Annotated in this window: 18 protein-coding genes, 14 tRNA genes, 3 rRNA genes and 1 other annotated feature; of the genes, 1 reads left to right on the top strand and 34 read right to left on the bottom strand. The window is 44.4% G+C overall.

Translation table 11 applies throughout. The features are described 5' to 3' along the window. Positions 1 to 15 precede the first annotated feature (15 nt). The 27 genes from MOJ78_RS01815 to MOJ78_RS01685 form a co-directional block, all read right to left on the bottom strand. A complete protein-coding gene (locus tag MOJ78_RS01815; protein ID WP_304979524.1) occupies positions 16 to 1,557 on the bottom strand; it encodes a 2-isopropylmalate synthase in 1,542 nt (513 codons plus the stop codon). Then, positions 1,544 to 2,569 (bottom strand): ketol-acid reductoisomerase, encoded by a 1,026-nt coding sequence (gene ilvC, locus MOJ78_RS01810; protein WP_304979523.1) that lies wholly within the window; start codon positions 2,567 to 2,569, stop codon positions 1,544 to 1,546. Before ilvC ends, MOJ78_RS01815 begins: the two co-directional genes overlap by 14 nt. Positions 2,570 to 2,636: 67 nt before the next feature. Beyond that, positions 2,637 to 3,161 carry an acetolactate synthase small subunit gene (ilvN, locus tag MOJ78_RS01805; protein WP_304979522.1) on the bottom strand — a complete coding sequence of 175 codons (525 nt, stop codon included), beginning with the start codon at positions 3,159 to 3,161 and terminating at the stop codon, positions 2,637 to 2,639. After that, positions 3,158 to 4,864, bottom strand: coding sequence for an acetolactate synthase large subunit (gene ilvB / locus MOJ78_RS01800; RefSeq protein ID WP_304981160.1), 1,707 nt, complete (start codon positions 4,862 to 4,864; stop codon positions 3,158 to 3,160). The genes ilvN and ilvB overlap by 4 nt, the downstream gene beginning before the upstream one ends. A gap of 73 nt (positions 4,865 to 4,937) precedes the next feature. Then, positions 4,938 to 5,287: a binding site (T-box leader), on the bottom strand. A gap of 3 nt (positions 5,288 to 5,290) precedes the next feature. Continuing rightward, positions 5,291 to 6,958 carry a dihydroxy-acid dehydratase gene (ilvD, locus tag MOJ78_RS01795; protein ID WP_304979521.1) on the bottom strand — a complete coding sequence of 556 codons (1,668 nt, stop codon included), beginning with the start codon at positions 6,956 to 6,958 and terminating at the stop codon, positions 5,291 to 5,293. A 20-nt stretch (positions 6,959 to 6,978) separates the two neighbouring features. Next, on the bottom strand, positions 6,979 to 7,881 hold the full coding sequence (ilvE, locus tag MOJ78_RS01790) for a branched-chain-amino-acid transaminase (RefSeq protein ID WP_304979520.1): 903 nt from the start codon (positions 7,879 to 7,881) through the stop codon (positions 6,979 to 6,981). A gap of 556 nt (positions 7,882 to 8,437) precedes the next feature. Next, positions 8,438 to 8,513 (bottom strand) — tRNA-Asp (locus tag MOJ78_RS01785). Between the two features lie 253 nt (positions 8,514 to 8,766). Then, positions 8,767 to 8,843, bottom strand: a tRNA-Met gene (locus MOJ78_RS01780). 337 nt (positions 8,844 to 9,180) lie between these two features. Next, positions 9,181 to 10,314, bottom strand: coding sequence for a trans-sulfuration enzyme family protein (locus tag MOJ78_RS01775; RefSeq protein ID WP_304979519.1), 1,134 nt, complete (start codon positions 10,312 to 10,314; stop codon positions 9,181 to 9,183). Positions 10,315 to 10,392: 78 nt separating this feature from the next. After that, positions 10,393 to 10,875: a hypothetical protein gene (locus tag MOJ78_RS01770; RefSeq protein WP_304979518.1), complete on the bottom strand. Its 483-nt coding sequence runs from the start codon at positions 10,873 to 10,875 to the stop codon at positions 10,393 to 10,395. A 527-nt stretch (positions 10,876 to 11,402) separates the two neighbouring features. Next, entirely contained in the window at positions 11,403 to 11,927 is a 525-nt protein-coding gene (locus MOJ78_RS01765) for a CBO0543 family protein (RefSeq protein WP_304979517.1), read from the bottom strand. A gap of 477 nt (positions 11,928 to 12,404) precedes the next feature. Next, positions 12,405 to 12,520 (bottom strand): 5S ribosomal RNA (gene rrf, locus MOJ78_RS01760). Positions 12,521 to 12,655: 135 nt separating this feature from the next. Then, positions 12,656 to 15,592: ribosomal RNA gene (locus MOJ78_RS01755) — 23S ribosomal RNA — on the bottom strand. Between the two features lie 213 nt (positions 15,593 to 15,805). Further along, a 16S ribosomal RNA gene (locus tag MOJ78_RS01750) occupies positions 15,806 to 17,356 on the bottom strand. Together the 16S, 23S and 5S rRNA genes with 12 tRNA genes alongside form the textbook arrangement of a ribosomal RNA operon. A gap of 359 nt (positions 17,357 to 17,715) precedes the next feature. Beyond that, positions 17,716 to 17,792: transfer RNA gene (locus MOJ78_RS01745), tRNA-Ile, on the bottom strand. A 10-nt stretch (positions 17,793 to 17,802) separates the two neighbouring features. Beyond that, positions 17,803 to 17,876: transfer RNA gene (locus MOJ78_RS01740), tRNA-Gly, on the bottom strand. Positions 17,877 to 17,884: 8 nt separating this feature from the next. Beyond that, a tRNA-Pro gene (locus MOJ78_RS01735) sits at positions 17,885 to 17,961 on the bottom strand. Between the two features lie 5 nt (positions 17,962 to 17,966). Continuing rightward, positions 17,967 to 18,043: transfer RNA gene (locus tag MOJ78_RS01730), tRNA-Arg, on the bottom strand. A 24-nt stretch (positions 18,044 to 18,067) separates the two neighbouring features. Further along, a tRNA-Leu gene (locus MOJ78_RS01725) sits at positions 18,068 to 18,153 on the bottom strand. A 75-nt stretch (positions 18,154 to 18,228) separates the two neighbouring features. Beyond that, positions 18,229 to 18,314, bottom strand: a tRNA-Leu gene (locus MOJ78_RS01720). Positions 18,315 to 18,322: 8 nt separating this feature from the next. Next, a tRNA-Lys gene (locus MOJ78_RS01715) sits at positions 18,323 to 18,398 on the bottom strand. Positions 18,399 to 18,542: 144 nt separating this feature from the next. After that, positions 18,543 to 18,617 (bottom strand) — tRNA-Gln (locus MOJ78_RS01710). 34 nt (positions 18,618 to 18,651) lie between these two features. Next, a tRNA-Asp gene (locus MOJ78_RS01705) sits at positions 18,652 to 18,727 on the bottom strand. Between the two features lie 56 nt (positions 18,728 to 18,783). Next, positions 18,784 to 18,858, bottom strand: a tRNA-Glu gene (locus MOJ78_RS01700). 10 nt (positions 18,859 to 18,868) lie between these two features. After that, a tRNA-Ser gene (locus tag MOJ78_RS01695) sits at positions 18,869 to 18,959 on the bottom strand. 1 nt (position 18,960) lies between these two features. After that, positions 18,961 to 19,035 (bottom strand) — tRNA-Asn (locus tag MOJ78_RS01690). Positions 19,036 to 19,209: 174 nt separating this feature from the next. Continuing rightward, a complete protein-coding gene (locus MOJ78_RS01685; protein WP_304981159.1) occupies positions 19,210 to 19,659 on the bottom strand; it encodes a SprT family protein in 450 nt (149 codons plus the stop codon). 173 nt (positions 19,660 to 19,832) lie between these two features. Between MOJ78_RS01685 and cmpA the strand changes: the two genes are divergently transcribed. After that, positions 19,833 to 19,946, top strand: coding sequence for a cortex morphogenetic protein CmpA (gene cmpA / locus MOJ78_RS01680; protein ID WP_304979516.1), 114 nt, complete (start codon positions 19,833 to 19,835; stop codon positions 19,944 to 19,946). A gap of 35 nt (positions 19,947 to 19,981) precedes the next feature. Here cmpA and MOJ78_RS01675 read toward each other — a convergent pair whose 3' ends face one another. The 7 genes from MOJ78_RS01675 to MOJ78_RS01645 form a co-directional block, all read right to left on the bottom strand. After that, positions 19,982 to 22,138: a Tex family protein gene (locus MOJ78_RS01675; RefSeq protein ID WP_304979515.1), complete on the bottom strand. Its 2,157-nt coding sequence runs from the start codon at positions 22,136 to 22,138 to the stop codon at positions 19,982 to 19,984. Between the two features lie 252 nt (positions 22,139 to 22,390). Then, a complete protein-coding gene (locus tag MOJ78_RS01670; protein WP_304979514.1) occupies positions 22,391 to 22,993 on the bottom strand; it encodes a PP2C family serine/threonine-protein phosphatase in 603 nt (200 codons plus the stop codon). Further along, positions 22,990 to 23,730, bottom strand: a complete 741-nt coding sequence (gene sigB / locus MOJ78_RS01665; RefSeq protein WP_370529797.1) for an RNA polymerase sigma factor SigB — start codon at positions 23,728 to 23,730, stop codon at positions 22,990 to 22,992. Before sigB ends, MOJ78_RS01670 begins: the two co-directional genes overlap by 4 nt. 16 nt (positions 23,731 to 23,746) lie before the next feature. Further along, the gene (gene rsbW, locus MOJ78_RS01660; protein WP_304979512.1) at positions 23,747 to 24,220 is read right to left on the bottom strand and encodes an anti-sigma B factor RsbW; all 474 of its coding nucleotides are present in this window, start codon (positions 24,218 to 24,220) and stop codon (positions 23,747 to 23,749) included. Then, positions 24,217 to 24,549, bottom strand: a complete 333-nt coding sequence (locus tag MOJ78_RS01655) for an STAS domain-containing protein (RefSeq protein WP_304979511.1) — start codon at positions 24,547 to 24,549, stop codon at positions 24,217 to 24,219. The genes rsbW and MOJ78_RS01655 overlap by 4 nt, the downstream gene beginning before the upstream one ends. A gap of 61 nt (positions 24,550 to 24,610) precedes the next feature. Then, entirely contained in the window at positions 24,611 to 25,621 is a 1,011-nt protein-coding gene (locus tag MOJ78_RS01650; RefSeq protein WP_370529796.1) for a PP2C family protein-serine/threonine phosphatase, read from the bottom strand. A 14-nt stretch (positions 25,622 to 25,635) separates the two neighbouring features. Further along, positions 25,636 to 26,037: an anti-sigma regulatory factor gene (locus tag MOJ78_RS01645; protein ID WP_304979509.1), complete on the bottom strand. Its 402-nt coding sequence runs from the start codon at positions 26,035 to 26,037 to the stop codon at positions 25,636 to 25,638.

Below are 26,037 nucleotides of genomic sequence, written 5' to 3'. Positions count from 1 at the left end.
GGTCTCGTCAGTAAGTTACACTGTCACTTTTTTTGTTTTAAGTTCATGGGATGACCGTACCCTGTTCACTCCGTTTATATAAGCTCTTGCCGATGCCTCCAGTACATCCTGAGCGGTACCCCGTCCACTCGATTCAATCTCGTTGTATTTGACTTGGACGAATACCTCCGCGAGCGCATCTCTTCCTCCTCCAACGGAATGAATCTTATAATCCAGGAGTACGGCAGATCCTTCAACCAGTTTTTCAATAGTGTTATAGATTGCTTCTACGCTGCCTGACCCTGTAGCTGCTTCCTGAAGGTATTCTCCATCAGGCTTTACAACTGCAATTGTGGCGGTCGGTATATTGTCCATTCCATACTGGACTTGCAAACTCTTCAATTCATACTCTTTTACATCTTTTGCTTCAGTTTGCGTATTGGTGAGGATGGCGAAAATGTCATCTTCCGTCACCTCTTTTTTCTTATCTGCAAGATCCTTGAAGGTTGTGAATGCTTGATTCAATTTTTGATCGGTAAGTTCAAATCCGATTTCCACTGCTTTATTTTTAAATGCATGACGACCCGAATGCTTTCCAAGAACCAGCCGATTCGATGTGACACCAATAAGTTCAGGTGTAATGATTTCGTATGTTGTTTTCTGCTTCAATACGCCATCCTGGTGGATACCTGATTCATGGGCGAAAGCATTATTTCCTACGACTGATTTATTACTAGGTACGATCATCCCTGTAAGCTTGCTGACGAGATTGCTCGTGCGCTTGATTTCATCCAGCTTCAGTCCTGTGTTAGCCTGATAAAAATCATTTCGGATATGGAGAGCAACGGCGATTTCTTCAAGTCCTGTATTTCCTGCTCGTTCCCCGATAGCATTGATAGTCCCTTCGATCTGATCAGCGCCATTTTCAATCGCAGCTAATGTATTGGCGGTCGCCATTCCCAAATCGTTATGACAATGGGCTGAGAGCTTCACCCCTTCGATATTCGGTACGTTCTCCTTAATGAAGCGAAACAGAGATCCGTATTCCTCTGGTGCACGATAACCAACAGTGTCAGGAAGATTAATGACCGTTGCCCCCGCCTTGATGACTTCTGTAATGATCCGGACCAAAAACTGCTTGTCGGACCTGCACGCATCTTCAGCCGACCACTGGACATGAGCGAAGGTTTTCTTTGCATACTTTACAGCAGCGACCGCTGTATCCAATACTTGGTCCGTCGTCATTTTCAACTTATACGTCATATGGATCGGTGACGTTGCAAGAAACACATGCAGCCTTGGCTCACTTGTCCCTTTCAGCGCCTCCCAAGCGGCATCAATGTCTTTTTCATTCGCACGCGCAAGGCCGGTGACAGAACTGTTTTTGATCGTCTCAGCAATCATTTTCACCGCCTGCAAATCTCCCTTTGACGCTGCCGGAAAGCCAGCTTCCATGATGTCGACACCGAGACGTTCCAACTGCCTTGCGATCTCCACTTTTTCAAGGGTATTCAAATTTACGCCAGCTGACTGTTCTCCGTCCCTGAGGGTCGTGTCAAAGACTTCAATTTTGCGCACTCGCCACCACTTCCTTTTTTTGATCCTTTTTAATGAACGGCATCAATTCTCGTAGTTTTCTTCCGACCACTTCAATTTCATGGTTCTTCTCACGCTGATTCCCGGCATTGAATTCCGGGCGGTTGGCTTGATTTTCCAAAATCCACCCCTTAGCAAATTTACCGGATTGGATATCCTCCAGTACTTCCTTCATCCTTGCCTTCGTTTCCTCATTTACAACACGTGGGCCTGAAACGAAATCCCCCCATTTGGCGGTATCGGATACGGAGTACCTCATCCCTTCAAGGCCGCCTTCATACATAAGGTCAACAATGAGCTTCAGTTCATGTAAACACTCGAAATAGGCGAGTTCAGGCTGATAACCTGCTTCCACTAACGTCTCGAAACCTGCTTTGACTAAGGAGGTCAGTCCACCGCATAGTACCGCTTGTTCCCCGAATAGATCCGTTTCTGTTTCCTCCTGGAAGGTCGTTCCTAACATTCCGGCACGACCTGCACCGATTCCTTTTGCATACGATAAAGCAAGCTTTTCTGCTTCTCCTGTCACATCTTGATGTACTGCGAAAAGGGCAGGAACTCCAGCGCCGTTTTCAAAGGTTCTCCTTACAAGGTGTCCCGGACCTTTTGGTGCTACAAGAAAAACATCCACATCTTCTGGAGGGACTACTTGATGAAAGTGAACATTGAATCCGTGTGCAAATGCTAATGCCTTTCCTCGCTTCAGCGCAGGCTCAATTTCACTTTTGTAAACGGAAGTCTGTAATTCGTCTGGCAATAAAATCATGATGACATCAGCTTCTTCACTCGCATCTCTTACTGATTTTACTGAAAACCCATCCTGTACAGCCTTTTCCCAAGACTTCCCTTTCCGTAGCCCTACGACAACTTCATAGCCGCTGTCCCTCAAGTTTTGCGCATGTGCATGACCTTGTGATCCGTAACCTACGACAGCAACCTTACGTCCTTTCAATACATCTTCCTGCACATCTCCGTTATAAAAAACTGTTACCATTTCCATCATCCTTTTCATTTTTATTTAAGGTTCAAAAAGACTCTGGACTTCTTGAACTACCTCACTGTTATGTTAATAGCGAGTATTTCTTAAAATCAGTAACTGACTTTTGGGATCCTCTTGCGAATGCGGTCAAACCTGTTCGAGTAATCTCTTTGATTCCATAAGGCTTCAATAGATCGATCATCGCCTCGATTTTTTCGGCATCCCCGGTTACTTGGACGGTGACACTATCTCTGCATATATCGATGATCGTTGCACGGAAGGGCTCTACGATACCGTTGATTTCAGCTCGGGTTTGGCCGTTGCTTAGTACCTTGATAAGGGCAAGCTCTCTTGCGACGATTGCTTGACCTGTAATATCCGATACTTTCAGGACATCAATTTGTTTGTTCAGCTGTTTGATCAACTGTTCGATTTGCTGATCATCCTCTTCAGAAACGACAAAGGTCATTTTGGATACACCTTCTGTCTCTGTGTGCCCAACAGTGATACTTTCAATATTGAATTGCCGTTTCGTAAAAAGGCCTGTCACTCGATTGAGGACACCAGTGTGGTTGAATACTGTTGCAGTTACAATCCTCTTTTTCATGGTGTCACCCCGATCATCTCGTGAAGTCCTGCCCCAGGCGCGACCATCGGAAAAACATTTTCGGTCTGGCATACCCGGCAATCGATAAGTACTGGGTCGCTATCATTCAGAACTTGGGATAAAACGCTCTTCGCCTCTTTAGGTGAAGAAACCTTATAGCCTTTTACACCATAAGATTCCGCAAGTTTCACAAAATCAGGTTGATTAGTAAGAAGCGATTGGGAGTAGCGCTTTTCATAAAACGTCTCTTGCCATTGCCTTACCATCCCAAGTGAACCGTTGTTGACGATGACGATCTTGATCGGAAGGTCCATTTCGTTCAAGAGGATCAGCTCCTGGGATGTCATTTGGAATCCACCGTCACCAACAACGCTGATAACCCTGGTCTCCGGCCGTGCTAATTGAGCTCCGATTGCTGCTGGGAACCCGAATCCCATCGTTCCCAGCCCGCCTGATGTAACCCACTTATGCGGTTCATTGAAGGTGTAATATTGAGCTGCCCACATTTGATGCTGACCAACGTCCGTCGTGATGATCGAATCCCCTTCTGTCATCAAATGAATCATTTCAATCAATTCCTGAGGGGAAATTGAACCCTTCACATCGTTATGCCAATAAGGATACTTTTCTTTGTATTTGCGGAGATGAGCGAGCCATTCTTCACATTCTGAACTTGCACCTTTTTCTTCTAAAAGCTTCCGAAGAGCAGCCTTTGCATCCGCCGTAATCGGAATTTGCGTTCGGACGTTCTTACCGATTTCAGCAGGGTCGATGTCGATATGCGCCACTTTTGCATTTGGAGCGAACGTTTTTAAATTTCCAGTCAATCTGTCATCGAACCGTGCTCCAATATTTATGAGCAAATCACATTCATATAAACTCATGTTTGCCGCATAACCTCCATGCATCCCACCCATTCCAAGAAACAATGGATGATCTGCAGGAAAGCCACCTAACCCAAGCAGTGTATGAACGACCGGTATTTTCTTAACTTCCGCGACTTCCCGCAACTGTTCGGATGCTTTTGCATGTAATACACCTGCACCTGCTAAAATAACTGGTTTTTTTGCTGATCCGATCGCTTCATTCAGCTTTTTTATTTGAAGTATATTTGGATTTTCGGTTGGCTGAAAACCGGGAAGATGAAAGGATTCATCAAACGTCACCGGAGCACTCGAAGCTGATATATCCTTAGGGATATCGACGAGTACTGGCCCTGGTCGACCAGTCGTTGCAATATGAAAAGCTTCCTTCACAATTCTAGGGATATCTTGTAAATCACGTACTTGGTAGTTGTGTTTTGTAATCGGCATCGTGATCCCCATTACGTCCGCCTCTTGAAAAGCATCTGTACCAATGACTCCTGATGCGACCTGCCCTGTAAAAATAACGAGGGGAAGTGAATCCATCATCGCATCTGTAATCCCTGTAACCAGATTGGTCGCTCCGGGTCCTGAAGTTGCTATGACGACACCCGGATTACCGGAAACCCTTGCATACCCTTCTGCAGCGTGGATGGCTCCTTGTTCATGTCTAGCAAGTACATGTTTGATCGGGTTTTGATATAACGCATCATAGATCGGTAAAACCGCCCCGCCAGGATAACCGAAAATGACTTCTACTTTTTCTTGCTTCAAGGCATGAATCAGAGTTTGGGCGCCGCTTAGCCTTGACTCGGGTTCTGCCTTTACTTTAACTGTCATTCCAATCTCCTCCCAAGAATCGTATTGTCCATATAAAAAAGCCTTTCCATCCACTACGACACAGTTTGTGCTTCGTAAGGATGAAAAGGCTTTCTTCCTCTTCATGGTACCACCTTAGTTTGCAGCATCTTCACAGATGCTGCCTCATGAACTGGTCCTGAGGTATCAGCCGCTCCTTAGGACTTAACATTCCACAACAATTGGAATGGTTCACCATTATCATCCGTCGGAGCTGCCTGACTCCTTGCTTAGGCCCAGTCGTTTTTTGATAACGAGTAATAAAAATCACTCGATCGCTCCTACTAAAAGATTCAGAACGACACTCAGAGGGGATGTCGCGATCAGGCGTATTACCGGCTCCCAGCTTTACCGGCTCTCTGTAAATACGAAATCCAATCACTTTTACCTCGTCAACGCGTTGTTTTATTAAACTTTCATGATTCCTCCGGTGCTCGCTGATGTAACTAGCTTCGAGTATCGAGCTAAGTAGCCCCTTTTGATTTTCGGTGGGGGCTGAATAAAGTTTTCCTTACGCTTTGCTAGTTCTTTTTCCTCTAAAAGTACATTGATTGTACGGTTTATAAGGTCGATGAAAATCGGATCACCATTTTCAATAAGGGCGATTGGCCCACCCTCTGCAGCTTCAGGTGAAATATGACCAATTGAGATGCCTCGGGATGCACCAGAAAACCGACCATCTGTTATGAGCGCTACCTTCGTGTCTAATCCACGACCCGCAATCGCTGCTGTCGGAGCTAACATTTCCGGCATACCCGGTCCGCCTTTTGGACCTTCATAACGAATGACAACAACATCTCCTTCTTTTACCGTTCCATCATCAATTCCTTTTTGGGCTTCTTCTTGAGAGTCAAAGGCGATCGCTTTGCCCATGAATGTTTTAATCGATGGGTCAACCGCACCTACTTTAATTACGCCTCCATCAGGAGCCAGGTTTCCGTTCAAGATTGATAACCCGCCAACCTTGCTGTATGGATTATCCTGTTTACGTATAACTTCATCATTTTTAATGTCATAAGGCTTAACCGTTTCATAGATCGATTTTCCTGAAATGGTGATGCGGTCCTTATGAACCGCCCCATCAACTTCGCATAGTTCTTTGATAATGGCACTGATGCCGCCTGCATGATGAACGTCATCCATCGTATAATCAGAAGCAGGACTTATTTTCGCTAAATATGGAACTCTTTTGGCGATTTCATTGATTCGGTTCAGGTCGTAATCGATTTCCGCTTCATTCGCTATGGCCAGTGTATGGAGGACAGTATTCGTCGATCCTCCCATCGCCATATCGAGTGCAAATGCATCGTCAATCGCTTCTTTTGTAATGATGTCTCTTGGTTTAATACCATTCTTGATCAACTGGACGAGGTTGTGTGCAGCTTCCCGGATCAATTGATGTCGTTCTTCCGAAGTTGCCACAATCGTCCCGTTACCAGGTAAGGCCAACCCTAGCATTTCCATAAGGGAGTTCATTGAGTTAGCCGTGAACATTCCGGAACACGATCCACAGGTCGGACAAGCATTCTGTTCGATATCCAACAATTCTTCCTGTGTCATCTGTCCGGATTGGTGAGCGCCAACTCCTTCGAATACAGAAACTAGGGATAGTGGTTTGCCTGCTTTTGACGTCCCGCCTTCCATCGGGCCTCCCGAAACGAATACAGAAGGTACATTTGTCCTGGCGGCTGCCATCAGCATCCCAGGTGTGATTTTGTCACAGTTCGGGATGAAGAAGACGCCATCGAACCAATGGGCATTGATAACGGTTTCTGCAGAATCTGCAATGAGCTCCCTGCTCGGTAGTGAATACCTCATACCAATATGTCCCATCGCTATTCCGTCATCTACACCTATCGTGTTAAATTCGAACGGAATGCCGCCTGCTTCCCGTATCGCCTCTTTCACGACCTCTGCATATTTATTTAAATGCATATGTCCTGGAATGATGTCGATATAGGAATTGCAAACCCCGATAAACGGTTTTTCCAAATCTCTTGTTTTGACTCCCGTCGCACGTAATAAGCTTCTATGGGGAGCACGGTCAATACCTTTCTTGATCATGTCACTACGCATCGTATCTCCTCCAACTGCGGTTATCCTGCTTGAATGTTGTTATGTGTATAAACTTTATGCCCATTTGTTGTGACGGTCTTCCGGAATGCTTCTAAAAGCTGATTCGTAGTTGACCCGGGTTTTCCATCCCCAATCTCTCTACCGTCTACCTTTACAACAGCGATGACCTCTGCAGCTGTACCTGTAAGGAATACCTCATCAGCAGTGTAGACGTCATGTCTTGTAAATACTTCTTCACGCATTTCAAACCCTAATTGCTGCGAAATTTCCATGATTGAGTTTCTAGTAATTCCTTCTAGTGCTCCCACATAACCCGGCGGTGTTTTGATAACGCTCCCTTTTACGATGAAGATATTGTCTGCAGAGCCTTCTGCTACATAACCCTGGTCATTAAGCATTAACGCTTCACTCACTCCAGCAAGGTTCGCTTCGATTTTTACAAGTATGTTGTTCAAGTAATTCAATGATTTTACCTTTGGAGGCAATACATCTGCCCGATTCCTCCGGCTTGCAACCGTAACGATTTCAATTCCTGTTTCATAAAGGCTTTTCGGAAACAGCGCCAATTGTTCCGCAATGACGATGACTTGCGGTTCATGGCAAGTGAATGGATCCAATCCTAAGTTTCCAACCCCTCTCGATACGACTACGCGAATATAGGCGTTTTGCAAACCATTTTTTCTTAAACATTCTGCGATGATATCAGTCAATTCTTCTTTCGTATGGGGGATGCTAAGCATGACTGATTTTGCCGAATCATAAAGGCGATCAACATGCTCATTAAGGCGAAAAACATTACCATCATACATTCTAATGCCTTCGAACACCCCATCTCCGTATAAAAATCCGTGATCATACACAGATACGACCGCGTTTTCTTTGCTTACATAGCGGCCGTTCAAGTAAATCCATTGTTCGCTCATGTTGATCGCTCCTTTCATTATTGTTTTGTAACTCGATTGATAAAAAAAATTTCTGATGGTTACTCGTTAGTTGTCAGAAAATTTAATTGAGGACAATATTACACCCGTTTTTTTAATTGGTCAACTAGCTTTTTGACTAGTTTTTTGACAATTGGGACTAATCTGTTAATTTGGTAACGCTTACACTATCAGTACATCAACCCTTTTGGTGATTCAATTTTTTTTAATAAGATTTGAATAATAACCGAAGAAGGTGTTCTTTCTAAGAACGATATGTAATTTTAAGGAAAATTGAAAAATACACAACAATTTTTTTAGGCCATATCATATGTCGGGGTAAATAAAAAAACCACAGTAGCGAATACTGTGGAAGGGTAGCGAATTTATTATTATTTTGTAAAAATATAAAAACTTGGCAATGCAAAGTCTTAAAGCAGGTTGAACCTTAGTTATGCTTATGTTGGGACTTGAACTTTTCCTTTACGTCGACTATTGTTCATGTGACAAGTTATACTTTCCTCAAATAAAAAAACACGAAACCGTTGTTTCATGTTAATGGCGGACCCGACCGGATTTGAACCGGCGATCTCCTGCGTGACAGGCAGGCATGTTAACCCCTACACCACGGGTCCATATATATGTAATTAATTTAAGGTTAAAATTGGTTGCACCCTTTCGGGTACTACGATCTAAAACTAACTTCGATGTATATTCGGCGTTGAAAGTTTTAAGTTGGTTGCACTCTACCGGGTACTACTGATGTTCATTGAGCTTTGACAACTATTTATAGTGGTGCAATGGACTTAAATCGGTTGCACCCTATCAGGTACTCCTGATATTCATTGAGCCTGGATGTTAATCGACGTAGTTCAATGAATTTTTAATTGGTTGCGGGGATAGGATTTGAACCTATGACCTTCGGGTTATGAGCCCGACGAGCTACCAGACTGCTCCACCCCGCGACGATAATATGATACGGACGATGTTATTCCTCCGTAGTTTTTTGACTGTCCCTTCCTCTAACAAAGGACTGTCGTCCAGATTTCAGAATGCTATGCAAGACGCTTCTCAATCTGTACGCTGAAGTTTATGCTCCGTAGTTTATTCCTACGTGCTCCACCCCGCGACGGTATTATTTATGTTTCCGATTCCTTATACTTTTGAATCGGACAATTACTAATATATCATAGGTGCATATCTTATGCAAGTGTTATCTTCAGTATTTGTATTAGGTTGCTATAATTCATTAATTAGGGAGTGCCACGAACTTGTGGATCTCCCCGATTTTCCAACAAACCTTTACTTTAATGCATTTGCAAACGCTTCTCTGATATCCTCAAAATCTTCTATTCCAACAGAAATTCGAATTAAATTTTTATGAATGCCGAGCTTCTTTTGTTCTGAAGGTGGTAATGCCCGGTGGGACGTTCCTAATGGATAAGATACCGTAGTTTCTACTCCTGCTAATGTTGGGACCACCCCGATCCAATCAAGCTTCTCACAAAACTCGTTTGCATCGATCCCTTCATCCAATGAGACGGTTACAATCGCTCCATTGCCTTTTTCTGAAGCATTTTTCGGATAATAGACCTGCCCGATACCATCGCATCCACTCAAGAAGCCAGCAAGAAGTTCAGCATTTTTAACATGTCGCTCCATACGGACACTTAATGTCTTCATTCCCCTACATGCAAGCCAGGCTTCAAAAGGACTTAGGTTACTCCCCAAGTTGACGACCTTCGATTTTGCTTTTTCAATGAGAGCTTCATCTCCAGCCACGACCCCTGCAGTAACATCCGAGTGCCCACCGATATATTTGGTCGCACTGTGCACGACTAGAGAAACTCCATTTAAATAAGGCTGAAGTAAATAAGGGGACGCAAATGTATTATCGACCATCGTATGTACGTTATGCTTTTTACCGATTCGAACTAGTTGTTCGATATCCTCGACCCGGAGCAATGGGTTCGTGATTGATTCAGTATACAGTAAAACAGTATTTGGTTGAATAGCCGATTGAATACTCACCTTATCTTCAAAGGATACAAATGTTACCTCAATTCCAAACGAAGGGAGTTCATTGGCAAGAAGCTGATACGTACCTCCATACAAATCCTCACAAGCTACAATATGTGACCCTTGTTCCGTAACAGATAGAATACCCGCTAAAATTGCAGAGATTCCTGATGATGTAGCTATACCGGCAGGTGCACCCTCAAGCTGTGCCACACCAGTTCCTAAGTCATCGGTGTTGGGATTGCTTACTCTCGAATACATATAAGGCTTAACACCTTGAAAGAATCCCTCTAGCTCATCAAGGTTTCTAAATTTAAATGCAGAGGTTTGGTAAATAGGCTGTGCTTTACTTACTGATTCAGATGTTATTCTTTTGTGAAAATGGACCGTTTTAGAATCAAATCGAAATGTACTCATCCTGCACCCTCCACTTGCTTTTTCACAACTATAACATGAAATAGGAAAAATTGAAGCTGAAGGATATTTCGGTTGTAGCTATTGATTGATGTTTCTTTTTATAAAGTGGAATACTGTGATCACAATTAAACAAGCAACTGGGTATGTAGGAATTGAAAAAAGCAATGTCCAATTCTTATATGTTAAAACATTGTTTAAAACACATATCCATTCATATGTAATCGATATGATCGTCCACCCTAAAATGTACAGTGCTAACTTGAAACCGTGAAGCTTCCATTTATCATAAAAATAGATTAAGAAATAGGCACAGGGTGGAAATATAGCAATATGTGCTACAGCAAGAGTCGGTTGATATCCTGGTCCATCTAAAAAGTCATATAGATCGTAAGGCTTTACTGCCATAAAGTAATCAATTGTTTCAATAAAAACAATAACAAATATCCACAATGAAAACGTTACCAAAGAATTGAATCTTTTTGGAAGCATTACGAAAATGAGTAAACAAACAAGGCTAGAAAGTATAAAGAACCATTCATTCCAATCAAATGTAGAATTCATTTGATCTGCCCTCTCTGTAAAAAATACGTCTGTTCAATTTCATAAACCCGATTAATAGTAAAAGAACGGATAATTTAATGGCATATGACCACCATAATTGCCAATTTTTATGTTCGAATAATCCTATCCAATCACTTACCCATTCAACTCCACAAAGAATATTTAGAAAGACGATTATTAGGATTAATTTTATTTTTGTTTTTGAGGTTCTTGTATATAGATTAAGAAACCATACAACTAATAAAGGACATAGAACGGATCTATTCAGTGCATCCGCCCAGTTATAACTTTTTACTTCTGATAAAATGAACATGTGAAAAGTCAAATACAAAATTGCTGAAATGTTTTGAAATAAGATACTTGCCAAACACCAGTATGCTAAAATTTCTAGTTTACGGATGTATCTTTGGTGAACAAATAAAATGTAATAGAATAACAAACCGTTAATGATAACCGTTGTAGTCAATACCATTTTTATACGCTCCAAACTTTTTAATACAAAAGTTTTATTTAAATACTTTAACGCTTTATTTTAACACGGAAAATGGTACATCAAATATCCACCACAATCCTAATATTATTGGGATACAAAGAAACCACGCAATTAGGGGTTTTTTATGATGTAATAACAACATTGAAAAAATAATGACATTAAATATTAAATCCCACCCATAATGCCAACCACGATGATAAGTTAAAATACCTGATAATTGTGCAACTCCTTCAAAAACAGCATAAATTCCTGACCATAGACCGACCCAAAGCAATTTGTTTGTATTATCTGAAGGCATTTGCGCAAGAAAAATGGCAATGGTTACCGGGTATTGAATCATCATTTTCCCAAGTACAATCAACGTATGATTTAGGTGGAACCATTTATCAATCAATCCAACTGGATGAAACATCCACATAGTATGTTCAAATAATAGGAATTGGTATAAAAGATCCCCAATGATAAAAAAGAGAAGGGTTGGATAAAATACGTTAAAATTTTTCCACTTACCAAATTTCAAACCTATAAGTCCATAAACTATAAAGAGCAATATATTCATTTAATCTGCTCCTTCTTAATTCTTGACACTTAGTTTTTGGATTGAATTCCAATAATATTCAAGGTATCAAGCACTATCATACATTCTGGGTATTGGTACCTTGTTCCCTCTACATCCAAAGTGGGAGTTTGTTTATCCGTATTTTTTTTAATCAAATAAAAAAGACGAAACGATTACTGTCCGTTTCACCTTTTTATGTCCGGCGACGTCCTACTCTCACAGGACTTGTACATTTAGCCTACTTTGAACCCATTTTCCTCACAAAATTGATTCTGCAGAAACGCGATTACCTCGTTTCGTCCTTACCTAAGGATTATTCACGTTGTGGTAAGCTGCTTTATGATACATTGTTATCCGAAATATACGTTTATTATCGGAAAGGATGATTTGTGATCGAAACTCTTCATTTATTATCCGAACCTTTTCATTCCAATACAAAAAAAGATGAAACGATTGATACTCGTTTCACCTTTTTGCGCCCGGCGACGTCCTACTCTCACAGGGGGAAGCCCCCAATTACCATTGGCGCTGAAGAGCTTAACTTCCGTGTTCGGCATGGGAACGGGTGTGACCTCTTCGCCGTCGTCACCAGACTACTTATACAGGATGTGTTGACTTCGATGTTCACCACAGGACGTGGTGGTCTTTAGTCGAAGTTCCTTTGTTTAGGAAACCACATTCCTTCAAAACTAGATAACGTCCATTCTTGACTCAAACATCGATTTTTTGAGGTTAAGTCCTCGATCAATTAGTATCTGTCAGCTCCACGTGTCACCACGCTTCCACACCAGACCTATCAACCTCATCTTCTCTGAGGGATCTTACTCGCTTGACGCGATGGGAAATCTCATCTTGAGGGGGCTTCATGCTTAGATGCTTTCAGCACTTATCCCGTCCACACGTAGCTACCCAGCTATGCTCCTGGTGGAACAACTGGTACACCAGCGGTGTGTCCATCCCGGTCCTCTCGTACTAAGGACAGCTCCTCTCAAATTTCCTGCGCCCGCGACGGATAGGGACCGAACTGTCTCACGACGTTCTGAACCCAGCTCGCGTACCGCTTTAATGGGCGAACAGCCCAACCCTTGGGACCTACTTCAGCCCCAGGATGCGATGAGCCGACATCGAGGTGCCAAACCTCCCCGTCGATGTGGACTCTTGGGGGAGATAAGCCTGTTATCCCCAGGGTAGCTTTTATCCGTTGAGCGATGGCCCTTCCATGCGGAACCACCGGATCACTAAGCCCGACTTTCGTCCCTGCTCGACTTGTAGGTCTCGCAGTCAAGCTCCCTTGTGCCTTTACACTCTGCGAATGATTTCCAACCATTCTGAGGGAACCTTTGGGCGCCTCCGTTACACTTTAGGAGGCGACCGCCCCAGTCAAACTGCCCACCTGACACTGTCTCCGAACCGGATCACGGTCCTGGGTTAGAATTTCAATACCGTCAGGGTAGTATCCCACCGACGCCTCCACCGAACCTGGCGGTCCGGCTTCTTAGGCTCCTACCTATCCTGTACAAACGATACCAAAATCCAATATCAGGCTACAGTAAAGCTCCATGGGGTCTTTCCGTCCTGTCGCGGGTAACCTGCATCTTCACAGGTACTATAATTTCACCGGGTCTCTCGTTGAGACAGTATCCAAGTCGTTGCACCTTTCGTGCGGGTCGGAACTTACCCGACAAGGAATTTCGCTACCTTAGGACCGTTATAGTTACGGCCGCCGTTTACTGGGGCTTCGATTCAGAGCTTCTCCCGTAAGGGATAACCCCTCCTCTTAACCTTCCAGCACCGGGCAGGTGTCAGCCCCTATACTTCGCCTTACGGCTTCGCAGAGACCTGTGTTTTTGCTAAACAGTCGCTTGGATCTTTTCACTGCGGCTCTCTCGGGCTTGCACCCTATCAGAGCACCCCTTCTCCCGAAGTTACGGGGTCATTTTGCCGAGTTCCTTAACGAGAGTTCTCCCGAGCATCTTAGGATTCTCTCCTCGCCTACCTGTGTCGGTTTGCGGTACGGGCACCTCTTTCCTCGCTAGAGGCTTTTCTTGGCAGTGTAGGATCAGGGACTTCGGTACTTTAGTTCCCTCGCCATCACAGCTCCGCCGTTATGGTGGACGGATTTGCCTATCCACCGGCCTAACTGCTTGGACGCGCATATCCAAAAGCGCGCTCTCCCTACCTTCCTGCGTCCCCCCGTTGCTCAAACGGAAAGGAGGTGGTACAGGAATTTCAACCTGTTGGCCATCGCCTACGCCTTTCGGCCTCGGCTTAGGTCCCGACTAACCCTGAGCGGACGAGCCTTCCTCAGGAAACCTTGGGCTTTCGATGGAGAAGATTCTCACTTCTCTTTTCGCTACTCATACCGGCATTCTCACTTCAAAGCGCTCCACGAGTCCTTCCGGTCTCGCTTCTCTGCCCTTTGAACGCTCCCCTACCACTGTACCATCGGTACAATCCATAGCTTCGGTGATACGTTTAGCCCCGGTACATTTTCGGCGCAGAGTCACTCGACCAGTGAGCTATTACGCACTCTTTAAATGGTGGCTGCTTCTAAGCCAACATCCTGGTTGTCTGGGCAACTCCACATCCTTTTCCACTTAACGTATACTTGGGGACCTTAGCTGATGGTCTGGGCTGTTTCCCTTTCGACTACGGATCTTATCACTCGCAGTCTGACTCCCGTGGATAAGTTGCTGGCATTCGGAGTTTGACTGAATTCGGTAATCCTGTGGGGACCCCTAGTCCAATCAGTGCTCTACCTCCAGAACTCTAGCCACGAGGCTAGCCCTAAAGCTATTTCGGGGAGAACCAGCTATCTCCGAGTTCGATTGGCATTTCACCCCTACCCACACCTCATCCCCGCACTTTTCAACGTGCGTGGGTTCGGGCCTCCATTCAGTGTTACCTGAACTTCACCCTGGACATGGGTAGATCACTCGGTTTCGGGTCTACGACCACGTACTCGATTCGCCCTGTTCAGACTCGCTTTCGCTGCGGCTCCGTCTTTTCAACTTAACCTTGCACGTAATCGTAACTCGCCGGTTCATTCTACAAAAGGCACGCCGTCACCCGTTAACGGGCTCCGACTACTTGTAGGCACACGGTTTCAGGATCTTTTTCACTCCCCTTCCGGGGTGCTTTTCACCTTTCCCTCACGGTACTGGTTCACTATCGGTCACTAGGGAGTATTTAGCCTTGGGAGATGGTCCTCCCAGCTTCCGACGGGGTTTCACGTGTCCCGCCGTACTCAGGATCCACTCTGGAGGGAGCGACGTTTTGGCTACAGGGCTGTTACCTCCTCTGGCGGGTCTTTCCAGACCACTTCACCTACGCCGTTCCTTTCTGACTCCGTATAGAGTGTCCTACAACCCCAAGAGGCAAGCCTCTTGGTTTGGGCTGATTCCGTTTCGCTCGCCGCTACTCAGGAAATCGCAATTGCTTTCTCTTCCTCTGGGTACTAAGATGTTTCAGTTCCCCAGGTCTGCCTTCTCATACCCTATGTATTCAGGTATGGATACTGTCCCATTACGGACAGTGGGTTCCCCCATTCGGAAATCCCCGGATCAAAGCCTACTTACAGCTCCCCGAGGCATATCGGTGTTCGTCCCGTCCTTCTTCGGCTCCTAGTGCCAAGGCATTCACCGTGCGCCCTTCATAACTTAACCAATGATGCTCACGATCGCTCGTGAGTATCGGTTTTCATGATGCCGAAGCATCACATTAACGCATAGTTTCGATGTCTTGTTATCAAGAATTTTCGTTATCTAGTTTTCAAGGAACGAAGTTCTCCATTTACATGAAGAATGTTCTGAAAGAACAAATAGCTCTTTCAAAACTAAACAAAAGCCAAAGCGTGATGTCCTAAAAGGACTCCTTAGAAAGGAGGTGATCCAGCCGCACCTTCCGATACGGCTACCTTGTTACGACTTCACCCCAATCATCTGTCCCACCTTCGGCGGCTGGTTCCAAAAGGTTACCCCACCGACTTCGGGTGTTACAAACTCTCGTGGTGTGACGGGCGGTGTGTACAAGGCCCGGGAACGTATTCACCGCGGCATGCTGATCCGCGATTACTAGCAATTCCGGCTTCATGCAGGCGAGTTGCAGCCTGCAATCCGAACTGAGAATGGCTTTATGGGATTCGCTCAACCTCGCGGTTTTGCTGCCCTTTGTACCATCCATTGTAGCACGTGTGTAGCCCAGGTCATAAGGGGCATGATGATTTGACGTCGTCCCCACCTTCCTCCGGTTTGTCACCGGCAGTCACCTTAGAGTGCCCAACTGAATGCTGGCAACTAAGATCAAGGGTTGCGCTCGTTGCGGGACTTAACCCAACATCTCACGACACGAGCTGACGACAACCATGCACCACCTGTCACTTCGTCCCCCGAAGGGGAACCTTCTATCTCTAGAAGTAGCGAAGGATGTCAAGACCTGGTAAGGTTCTTCGCGTTGCTTCGAATTAAACCACATGCTCCACTGCTTGTGCGGGCCCCCGTCAATTCCTTTGAGTTTCAACCTTGCGGTCGTACTCCCCAGGCGGAGTGCTTAATGTGTTAACGTCAGCACTGAGGGTGGAACCCCCCAACACCTAGCACTCATCGTTTACGGCGTGGACTACCAGGGTATCTAATCCTGTTTGCTCCCCACGCTTTCGCGCCTCAGCGTCAGTTACTGGCCAGAGAGCCGCCTTCGCCACTGGTGTTCCTCCACATATCTACGCATTTCACCGCTACACGTGGAATTCCACTCTCCTCTCCAGTACTCAAGTCCCCCAGTTTCCAATGACCCTCCACGGTTGAGCCGTGGGCTTTCACATCAGACTTAAGAGACCGCCTGCGCGCGCTTTACGCCCAATAATTCCGGACAACGCTTGCCACCTACGTATTACCGCGGCTGCTGGCACGTAGTTAGCCGTGGCTTTCTGGTCAGGTACCGTCAAGGTACCGCCCTGTTCGAACGGTACTTGTTCTTCCCTGACAACAGAGTTTTACGACCCGAAGGCCTTCCTCACTCACGCGGCGTTGCTCGGTCAGACTTTCGTCCATTGCCGAAGATTCCCTACTGCTGCCTCCCGTAGGAGTCTGGGCCGTGTCTCAGTCCCAGTGTGGCCGATCACCCTCTCAGGTCGGCTACGCATCGTCGCCTTGGTGAGCCCTTACCTCACCAACTAGCTAATGCGCCGCGGGCCCATCTGTAAGTGATAGCCGAAGCCATCTTTTATCTTCTCCCTATGCAGAGAGAAAAGTTATCCGGTATTAGCCCCGGTTTCCCGGAGTTATCCCAGTCTTACAGGCAGGTTGCCCACGTGTTACTCACCCGTCCGCCGCTAACCTCTAAGGAGCAAGCTCCTCGTCGGTTCGCTCGACTTGCATGTATTAGGCACGCCGCCAGCGTTCGTCCTGAGCCAGGATCAAACTCTCCAATAAAGTTGAAGTTTGACTTGCTCATAGTTTAAATAATAAAAATTGTGACGCACATGGATGTCAACACAAAAATGTAACCATTTTCGTGTCTGCGATGAAAAATCAACGCAGTTTTTACTTATGCTAACTTCGGTGTTGTCACAGGACGTGACGTTCTTAACCGAAGAACCATAAATCCATGTAGGTCCGTTTCACGCTTGGCTTTTGTTCAGTTTTCAAAGAGCTGTTAATAATCGTCCTCTTTTTGAAGCGACCCCTCTAGTATATCATCCACCCAACATCATGTCAACGATTATTTTGTTGATGTTTTGCTTTGTGGAGATCAGAAAGAGAAGTAATCTCTAATAAAAGGGAATTATTTATGGTGGGCCTAAGTGGACTCGAACCACCGACCTCACGCTTATCAGGCGTGCGCTCTAACCAGCTGAGCTATAGGCCCATAAATATAATGGAGCGGGTGATGAGAATCGAACTCACGACCAGAGCTTGGAAGGCTCTTGTTTTACCACTAAACTACACCCGCAAAAAAGATGGTCGGGAAGACAGGATTTGAACCTGCGACCCCCTGGTCCCAAACCAGGTGCTCTACCAAGCTGAGCCACTTCCCGTAATATGGCGCGCCCTGAGAGATTCGAACTCCCGACCTTTTGATTCGTAGTCAAACACTCTATCCAGCTGAGCTAAGGGCGCATATTTTATAGAAATCAAATTTTATGGTGCGGTCGAGAGGACTCGAACCTCCACGGGTATACACCCACTAGCCCCTCAAGCTAGCGCGTCTGCCATTCCGCCACGACCGCTAAATTGGCTTTAAAGCATAAGAAAGCAACTACCCTATTGTAACCTCGTAGTTTGTTGATACCAGAGTTTAAATGTGGTGCGGGTGAAGGGACTTGAACCCCCACGTCACAAGGACACTAGATCCTAAGTCTAGCGCGTCTGCCAATTCCGCCACACCCGCGAAAAAAATGGTGAGCCATGAAGGACTCGAACCTTCGACCCTCTGATTAAAAGTCAGATGCTCTACCAACTGAGCTAATGGCTCTTGCTAATATGGTGATTACTCACCTTTATGTCCCTTCCTCTACAAGCTAATGCTATCGTAGTGTGCTGCGTCGGGACAACTCACAGCTTATTCATGAAGTTTTGTTCGTTGCTCTACCAACTGAGCAAAAATAAATAAAAAAGATGGCTGGGCTAGCTGGATTCGAACCAACGCATGACGGAGTCAAAGTCCGTTGCCTTACCGCTTGGCTATAGCCCATTAATGAAAAGGTGTTGAATCTTAAATTGAATAATGGCGGACCCGACCGGATTTGAACCGGCGATCTCCTGCGTGACAGGCAGGCATGTTAACCCCTACACCACGGGTCCGTTTGATAAATGATAAGTTTGCATCAAATTCATCAACTAATATTATAGAACGTTAATGGTGACCCCTACGGGATTCGAACCCGTGTTACCGCCGTGAAAGGGCGGTGTCTTAACCACTTGACCAAGGGGCCATATTTTAGATGGCGGAGAAGGAGGGATTTGAACCCTCGCGCCGCTTACACGACCTACACCCTTAGCAGGGGCGCCCCTTCAGCCACTTGGGTACTTCTCCATGGCTCCGCAGGTAGGACTCGAACCTACGACCGATCGGTTAACAGCCGATAGCTCTACCACTGAGCTACTGCGGAATAGTACGTATGTGTTTTTTAGCGACAATAAATATTGTACAATATCTTTCGGTTAAAGTCAATAACTTTTTTCGCTTTGTATTGTCACTTTAAACCGTCTGCTACAAAAGGATGTAACGCCTGTCTCTGTAGCGACTTAATTAAAGTAACACAACCAATTTTCATAGTCAATATCTATTTCAGAATTAATTTTCCGCTGCATTTTCCACAAACAAACCGGCGAGTATCGACTTTCCTTTTTCTCGTATAACGCTGGTTACAGCCTTTGCATGTGTAAATGTATTTTACTGATTCTGTTCGCCGTTGTCCAGGGAGTGTTTGACAAAAGCGTGTACCTCCGACTTCATTCAGCAGTTGTTTAAAATCACGATCCCGGTGCTTATATCCTCTATTCAATAAATGAAGGTGATAATGACACAGTTCATGCTTTATGATACCGATCAAATCATCCATACCGTGTACTTCAAGTTGCTTAGGGTTAATTTCTATATCATGGCTTTCTAATAAATAACGTCCGCCAGTTGTTTTCAATCGCTTATTAAAACGGGCAACATGCAAAAATGGACGATTGAAATAAGTCGCGGATATTTCTTCTACTAATTGTTGCAGCTCTGTTTGCTTCATCATTTTCCTCATCCCCTCTTATAGGGTTTTCAAAACGGCGGATTTCAAATACTTCTTTAAGTAATTTTCGCATGTTCTCCTTTTTATGAAAAGAAAAGAGCTTGAAATGAACATGTGCAAGCTATACTACATAAACTAATAACTACCATTAAGGAAAGTGGGGAGGGGCTCATATGCCTTACTGGTTTAAAAAGCAACTACGGACCGCATACTTAAACAAAGACCGTTACCAGATTAAACTTCTAAACCAATGTTGGTTTTTTTACAGAAAAAAACACTGCCCTTAAAGCAGTGCTTTTTGCCGTTTATACGTCAGTTTCCCTTACCTTTGAACCATCGTCAATGCAATTCGTTGTTTCTGAAGGTTGACTTGCTCTACCCACACTTTGACGACTTCACCGACATGGATGACATCCATCGGATGCTTTACATAGTTGTTGCTCAGCTTCGAGATATGAACCAATCCGTCTTGTTTTACACCGATATCGACAAATGCTCCGAAATCGACTACATTTCGAACCGTTCCTTCGAGCTCCATACCTTCCTTCAAATCCTCCATCTTTAATACATCTGTTTTCAATAGAGGTTTCGTTACTTCATCACGAGGATCCCTTGATGGTTTTGCAAGGGAATCGATAATATCCTTTAGGGTCAATTCACCGATCCCGAGTTTTTCTGCGTATTCCGATACATTGATGGCGCTGAGTTTCCTCTTCATCTCTTCAGAACCAATATCCTGTTCTGTTACTTGCAGCAGATCAAGTAATCGACGTGTGTCGTTGTAACTCTCTGGGTGAATCGGTGTTTGGTCTAACGGGTTCTTCCCTTCGATAATACGTAAAAATCCAATACATTGTTCATAGGTCTTGGCACCGAGTCGAGGTATTTTTTTCAGCTGTCCTCGATCTATGAATTTTCCTTCCTCATCCCTCTTGTTTACGATATTGTTCGCAACTGTTTTCGATAACCCGGCAACGTATTGCAATAAGGAAGATGAGGCTGTGTTTACATTTACACCAACTTGATTAACCACTGTTTCGACCACAAACGTTAGTGAATTGTTTAAGTTCTTTTGGGAAACATCATGTTGGTATTGCCCTACACCGATCGATTTCGGGTCAATTTTCACTAACTCCGCTAATGGATCCTGAAGTCGTCTTGCAATGGAAACTGCACTCCGTTCTTCGACTTGGAATTGAGGAAACTCCTGTCTTGCAATATCGGAAGCCGAATAGACACTTGCCCCTGCTTCATTTACGATCAAGTATGCAAGGGGCCGGTCCAAATCTTTAATGAGATCACTGGTGAACTGTTCCGTTTCTCTAGAGCCTGTTCCATTTCCAATCGCAATGACCTCGACATTGTGCTGATTGATCATTTCTTCTAAAACCGCTTTGGACTTTTCAATATCAGACCGAGGTGGTGTCGGATATATAACATTTATGTCTAAAACCTTTCCCGTATCATCCACAACCGCTAGCTTACACCCCGTTCGATAGCCTGGGTCTATTCCAAGTGCAATTTTCCCCTTAAGTGGTGGCTGCAATAGCAAGTGACGCAAGTTCTCAGAGAAAATCCGGATTGCCTGTGCGTCCGCCCGTTCGGTGAGCTCATTTCGGATGTCCCGCTCAATTGAAGGTGCAATCAACCGCTTGTATGCATCAATAATGGCTCGTTCAACATATTCTTTCGCAGGTGAGGTGCCTTTTACATATTTTTCAATTAAGCGACGGATGATCTTATCTGCAGGTGCTGAAATCGATACTCTTAAGACACCCTCCTTCTCCCCACGGTTAACCGCAAGAATTCGATGGGGCACGATCTTTCGTACTGGCTCTTGGTATTCATAATACATTTCATACGTCTTGCTGCCCGTGTCGTCTTCTTTTTTTACTGCTGTTTCAATAATTCCTTCCTGATAAGAAATCGTCCGTATCCATGAGCGGTTGTCCGAATCATCCGAAACCGACTCGGCAATGATATCCTCCGCTCCCTGAAGAGCATCCTCTGCAGTGAGTACCTCTTTTTCTTCCGACAAAAACGATTCCGCTTCTAAAATGAGATTTGCAGAACGGTCTTGCTGTAGGATCGTTTCCGCAAGTGGCTCGAGTCCCTTTTCTTTGGCAACAGTCGCTCTCGTTCTTCTTTTCTGCTTATATGGTCGGTACAAATCTTCTACTTGCTGTAGCTTTGTTGCATTATGTATTTCTGTCTGAAGCTCTTCTGTCAGCTTATCTTGTTCTTCTATTAATCGTAAAACTTCACTTTTACGTTGCTCTAAGTTTTGTTTATATTCCCATGCTTCTGAGACATCTCGAATTTGCACCTCATCTGCTGCGCCAGTCAATTCTTTTCTGTAGCGCGCAATAAATGGTACCGTATTCCCTTCTTCTAAAAGGTTGATGATGTTTTTGACGTTCTTTATCGATAACTTCGTTTCATTTGCTACATGTGTAATAAGGTCTTTATTAGCTTCCAAAATCGTTCCTCCTCAAATGGACGTTCATACGTTATATAGTGTATCAAATTCACAACAGATTCTACATCAATTTCATGGTATTGTGCTCATGTCAGAAACCGACCCTCAATTTATTATCAGAAAAGCACATGCTATGCAGGTCGCTTTTCAACACACAAAAAAGAGAGGCAACTCAATAGCTGGCCGCATCAAGGCAGCCATGCATGCTTTCCGTCTAGCAAAACACGCCAGACTTCTTCTGAGTTAAACCCCTCAATTTATTTTACCGATTACACATGTTAAGTCATCGACATTCGGAAGCCCTTTTTGTTGAAGATACCGAGCTGCTATACGAGGATCTTTCGCTTTTAAAACGATGCGTTTATCTACAGATGATAAATCAATGCCATCTGAATGGACAATAAACATCGAGTCTTTCTGATAATTGATTTGTTTAGCGGAGAATTTCGAAGGTCTTCCTGATAAAAAGCCTGTTTTCGATAACGGGTTCAGTATTGTCCCATTCGGAGCACTGATCATTAGCCGGATGTTACCGATACCGCAGTATTCAAGCTTTTGCTCCTTAAAGTAAAACTTAAATAAGGTAATGACTGCTCCTCTTGTTTGGAAAAGTGCTTGGTTACACAACGACATTAACGACTCTACATCAAGATCATGGTGTTTTTCGACAACTTTTACAGCTTTTAAGGATGCCTCACGTGCAGCCTGACCACTTCCAAGGCCATCCGCTACCACACAAATAAAATAATCGCTTGTCTCCTTAACATAGTAACTGTCGCCGTTACATTGTCCAGCTTTTTTCGATCGTTGAAACGCGCTGATGTCACTATGTTCATGAACGTGCTCTTCAATCATTTTAATGCCTCCGAAGGACTGACACGTATTGCATCCCTTAGCTTTTCAAGTGCTCTTCTCTGTAATCGAGATACATGCATTTGAGATATATCCAATCGTGTGCCTGTTTCTTTTTGACTTAAATTTTCAAAATACGTACATTTAAGAATTTCCTGTTCGCGTTCTGTTAATACCTTGAATGCCTTCTCAAGTAACATACGCTGGTCGGCTTGTTCATAGCCATCTTCAGGACTTCCGACGAGATCAAGAAGCGTAACAGTGCTTCCTTCCGAATCTGCTTCAATCGAGCTATCGACTGAAAGGGCCTGGTAGCTTTTTCCCATCTCCATCGTTTCCAGCACTTCTTCCTCAGAAGCATCCAAATAATTTGCGATTTCTTCAACGCGCGGAGACCGTTGAAGTTCGTTTGTAAGCTCTTCAACTGCTCGTTTTATTTTAGGGCTAAGTTCCTTGATTCGTCGTGGAACATGAACACTCCACGTTTTGTCTCGTATAAACCGTTTGATCTCACCAATTATAGTTGGAACCGCAAAGGATTCAAAACTTCTACCAAACTCGGGATCAAACCGACGAAACGCCGCCAATAAACCAATCATCCCGACCTGTACAAGATCATCGTGAATGCTTCTACCTTTAGAGAATTTCCGTGCAAGTGAGTGGACCAGGTCCCTGTAATGCTCGACCAGAATCGTTTGAATTTCCTGGTTTTGCGGGTCTTCACGTAATTGATTTAACAGTTCGTAGATATGGTCCTTATTGTGAGCGGGCTGGCTTGTATTGGTCGACAATTTCATCCACCCCATCTCTGTTAAGGTACTTCGTCATCACGACTACCACCCCTGCTTTTTCGTTAATTTGAACTTGATCCATTAACGATTCAATTAAGAAAAGCCCCAACCCTCCTTCACTTATCTGATCAATCGCTTTGTTATTTACAGGTCCCATTGCTTTTGTTGCTTCTTCAACGTTAAAGCTTTTGCCCGTATCTCTGACGGTGATTTCTAACTTATCATCGAAGATTCCATACGTTAGCTGGATATATCCTTCGACTTCCTCCCCGTATGCATGATTTACTGCATTGGTTATCGCTTCAGATACAGCAATCTTAATATCCTCAATTTCATCAAACGTGTACCCCATACGGTTGGCAATGCCAGAAACTGTTAATCGAGCGACACCAACATAGTCCGCTTTTGCTGGAATTGTCATTTCGATATAATCGTTCATCTTGCCTCCCCCTCCGTGCACTGCTCAATATTCATCACGTCGGTAAGACCTGTAATTTGGAACAATCGTTGTACACGATCTGTCATCCCTGTTAATTTCAGTGAGCTTCTATGTTGTTGAGAGGACTTCAACGCTCCGACGAATACCCCAAGCCCAGTACTATCCATGTATTGAACACCCCTGAGATCAACAACGATCTCTTGCCCTTCTTGTTCGGCTAAGCTCAAGAGCATATCCTTCAGCTTCGGTACTGTATAGGCATCAACTTCACCCTTTAGTAAAAGAGTCTCCTTATTTCCTTCTGTTTCTTTCTGGATTTGCAGGTTCATTATCCTTTCCCCCTTGAAGATATAGACATATAATTATATGGATACCACCAATTGGGATTCATTAAACCACTCTTCGTAAAATTATCAAAGTAAAGTCATCCCGTAATTCAAAATCCTGTAGCTGTTCCAGATCCGAATAGACATTTTCAACGATTCCCTGGGCACTCAAGTGCATGTAAGAACGGATCAACGTTACGATTTCTTCGCGGGATATAAACCCTTTGCTCGTCCTACATTCTGTAACACCATCTGAAAGCAAGAGAATCATATCTCCCGACTCGATATCTTTTTCGTACGATTGATACTTTGTTGCTTTTGCAACACCGAGAACAAGACCTTTGGCAGTGAATTCTTCAAAGTTATCGTTCTTAGCATCGTAATAAAAACCCGGTTCATGTCCCGCCCCGGCATAATGAAAGCGATGAACATCCGTGTTGTAATGGCCGTAGAACATTGTAATGAACATGGTTGGATCGACATTCTGTTCTACTACCCGGTTTAAATTTTCCAACACCATGCTTGGGTGGTTCTGTTTTTCCGGCAAACTGTCCATCGCATATTTAATCATGGACATACAAAGAGCAGCGGGAACCCCTTTCCCGATAATGTCAGCGACAGCCACACCGATTGACTGTGGGCTGTTCTGGACAAAATGGTAGTAATCCCCGCTCATTTGCTTTGCTGCTTTACTGATAACCCCTATATCCAATTTATCGGTTTCTGGAATGTCGCCTTGTAGCAATGTTTGTTGCATACTCGCAGCCACTTCGATCTCAGATTCAAGCGCCATTTGTTTGTCTCTTAAAATCTGGTGTTCACGATACGCCATTCCATAACCCATCATCACTTCAATCAAAAAATCGAACGAATCGCGTATTTCCTCAGGGATGTCCCCATTAATCGTTTCTAAAACGGTAGAATGCATGTTAATCACTTCTTCAGGTGAAATGCTTTGTTCAAGCATCTTCCGACTGAATTGTTGTGCTTTATATAACGCTTGTTCTGTCTTCCCGCTTAAATATGAAGATAAGAACTGTTGGTAGCGTTCTATCAGAATATCTCTATCCCCCACCATGTTTCCTCCTCCTAGCGGAGCCATTTCGTAATGAGGATCTCAGTTCCGGTTTCAACTGTAGAGTTGATCGTGAACTCGTCCATCAAACGCTTAACCCCTGGTAAACCTGCTCCAAGTCCGCCGGATGTCGTATATCCGTCTTGCATTACTTTTCGGATATCCTGTATGCCAGGACCTGTATCACTCGCTACAATGTGCAGTCCCTTTCGCGTTCCTTCCTCCACTGGCTTGATACAGACTTTACCGTTTCCAGCATATAAGTAAATGTTTCGTGCAAGCTCTGAGATTGCTGTCGTAATTCTTGCTTGATCGACGCTGGAAAACCCCAGTTCTTTTGCTAAGTCCCTGCCCAGTTGACGGGCACTGACTATGTCCCATTCATTTCTCACATCAATACAGGATTGGACGGTCAT

This window comes from Alkalihalobacillus sp. AL-G (genome assembly GCF_030643805.1).
Taxonomy (GTDB): Bacteria; Bacillota; Bacilli; order Bacillales; family Fictibacillaceae; genus Pseudalkalibacillus.
Note: the sequence above shows the minus strand (reverse complement) of the source record. Positions and strands in the feature narration are given on the sequence as shown.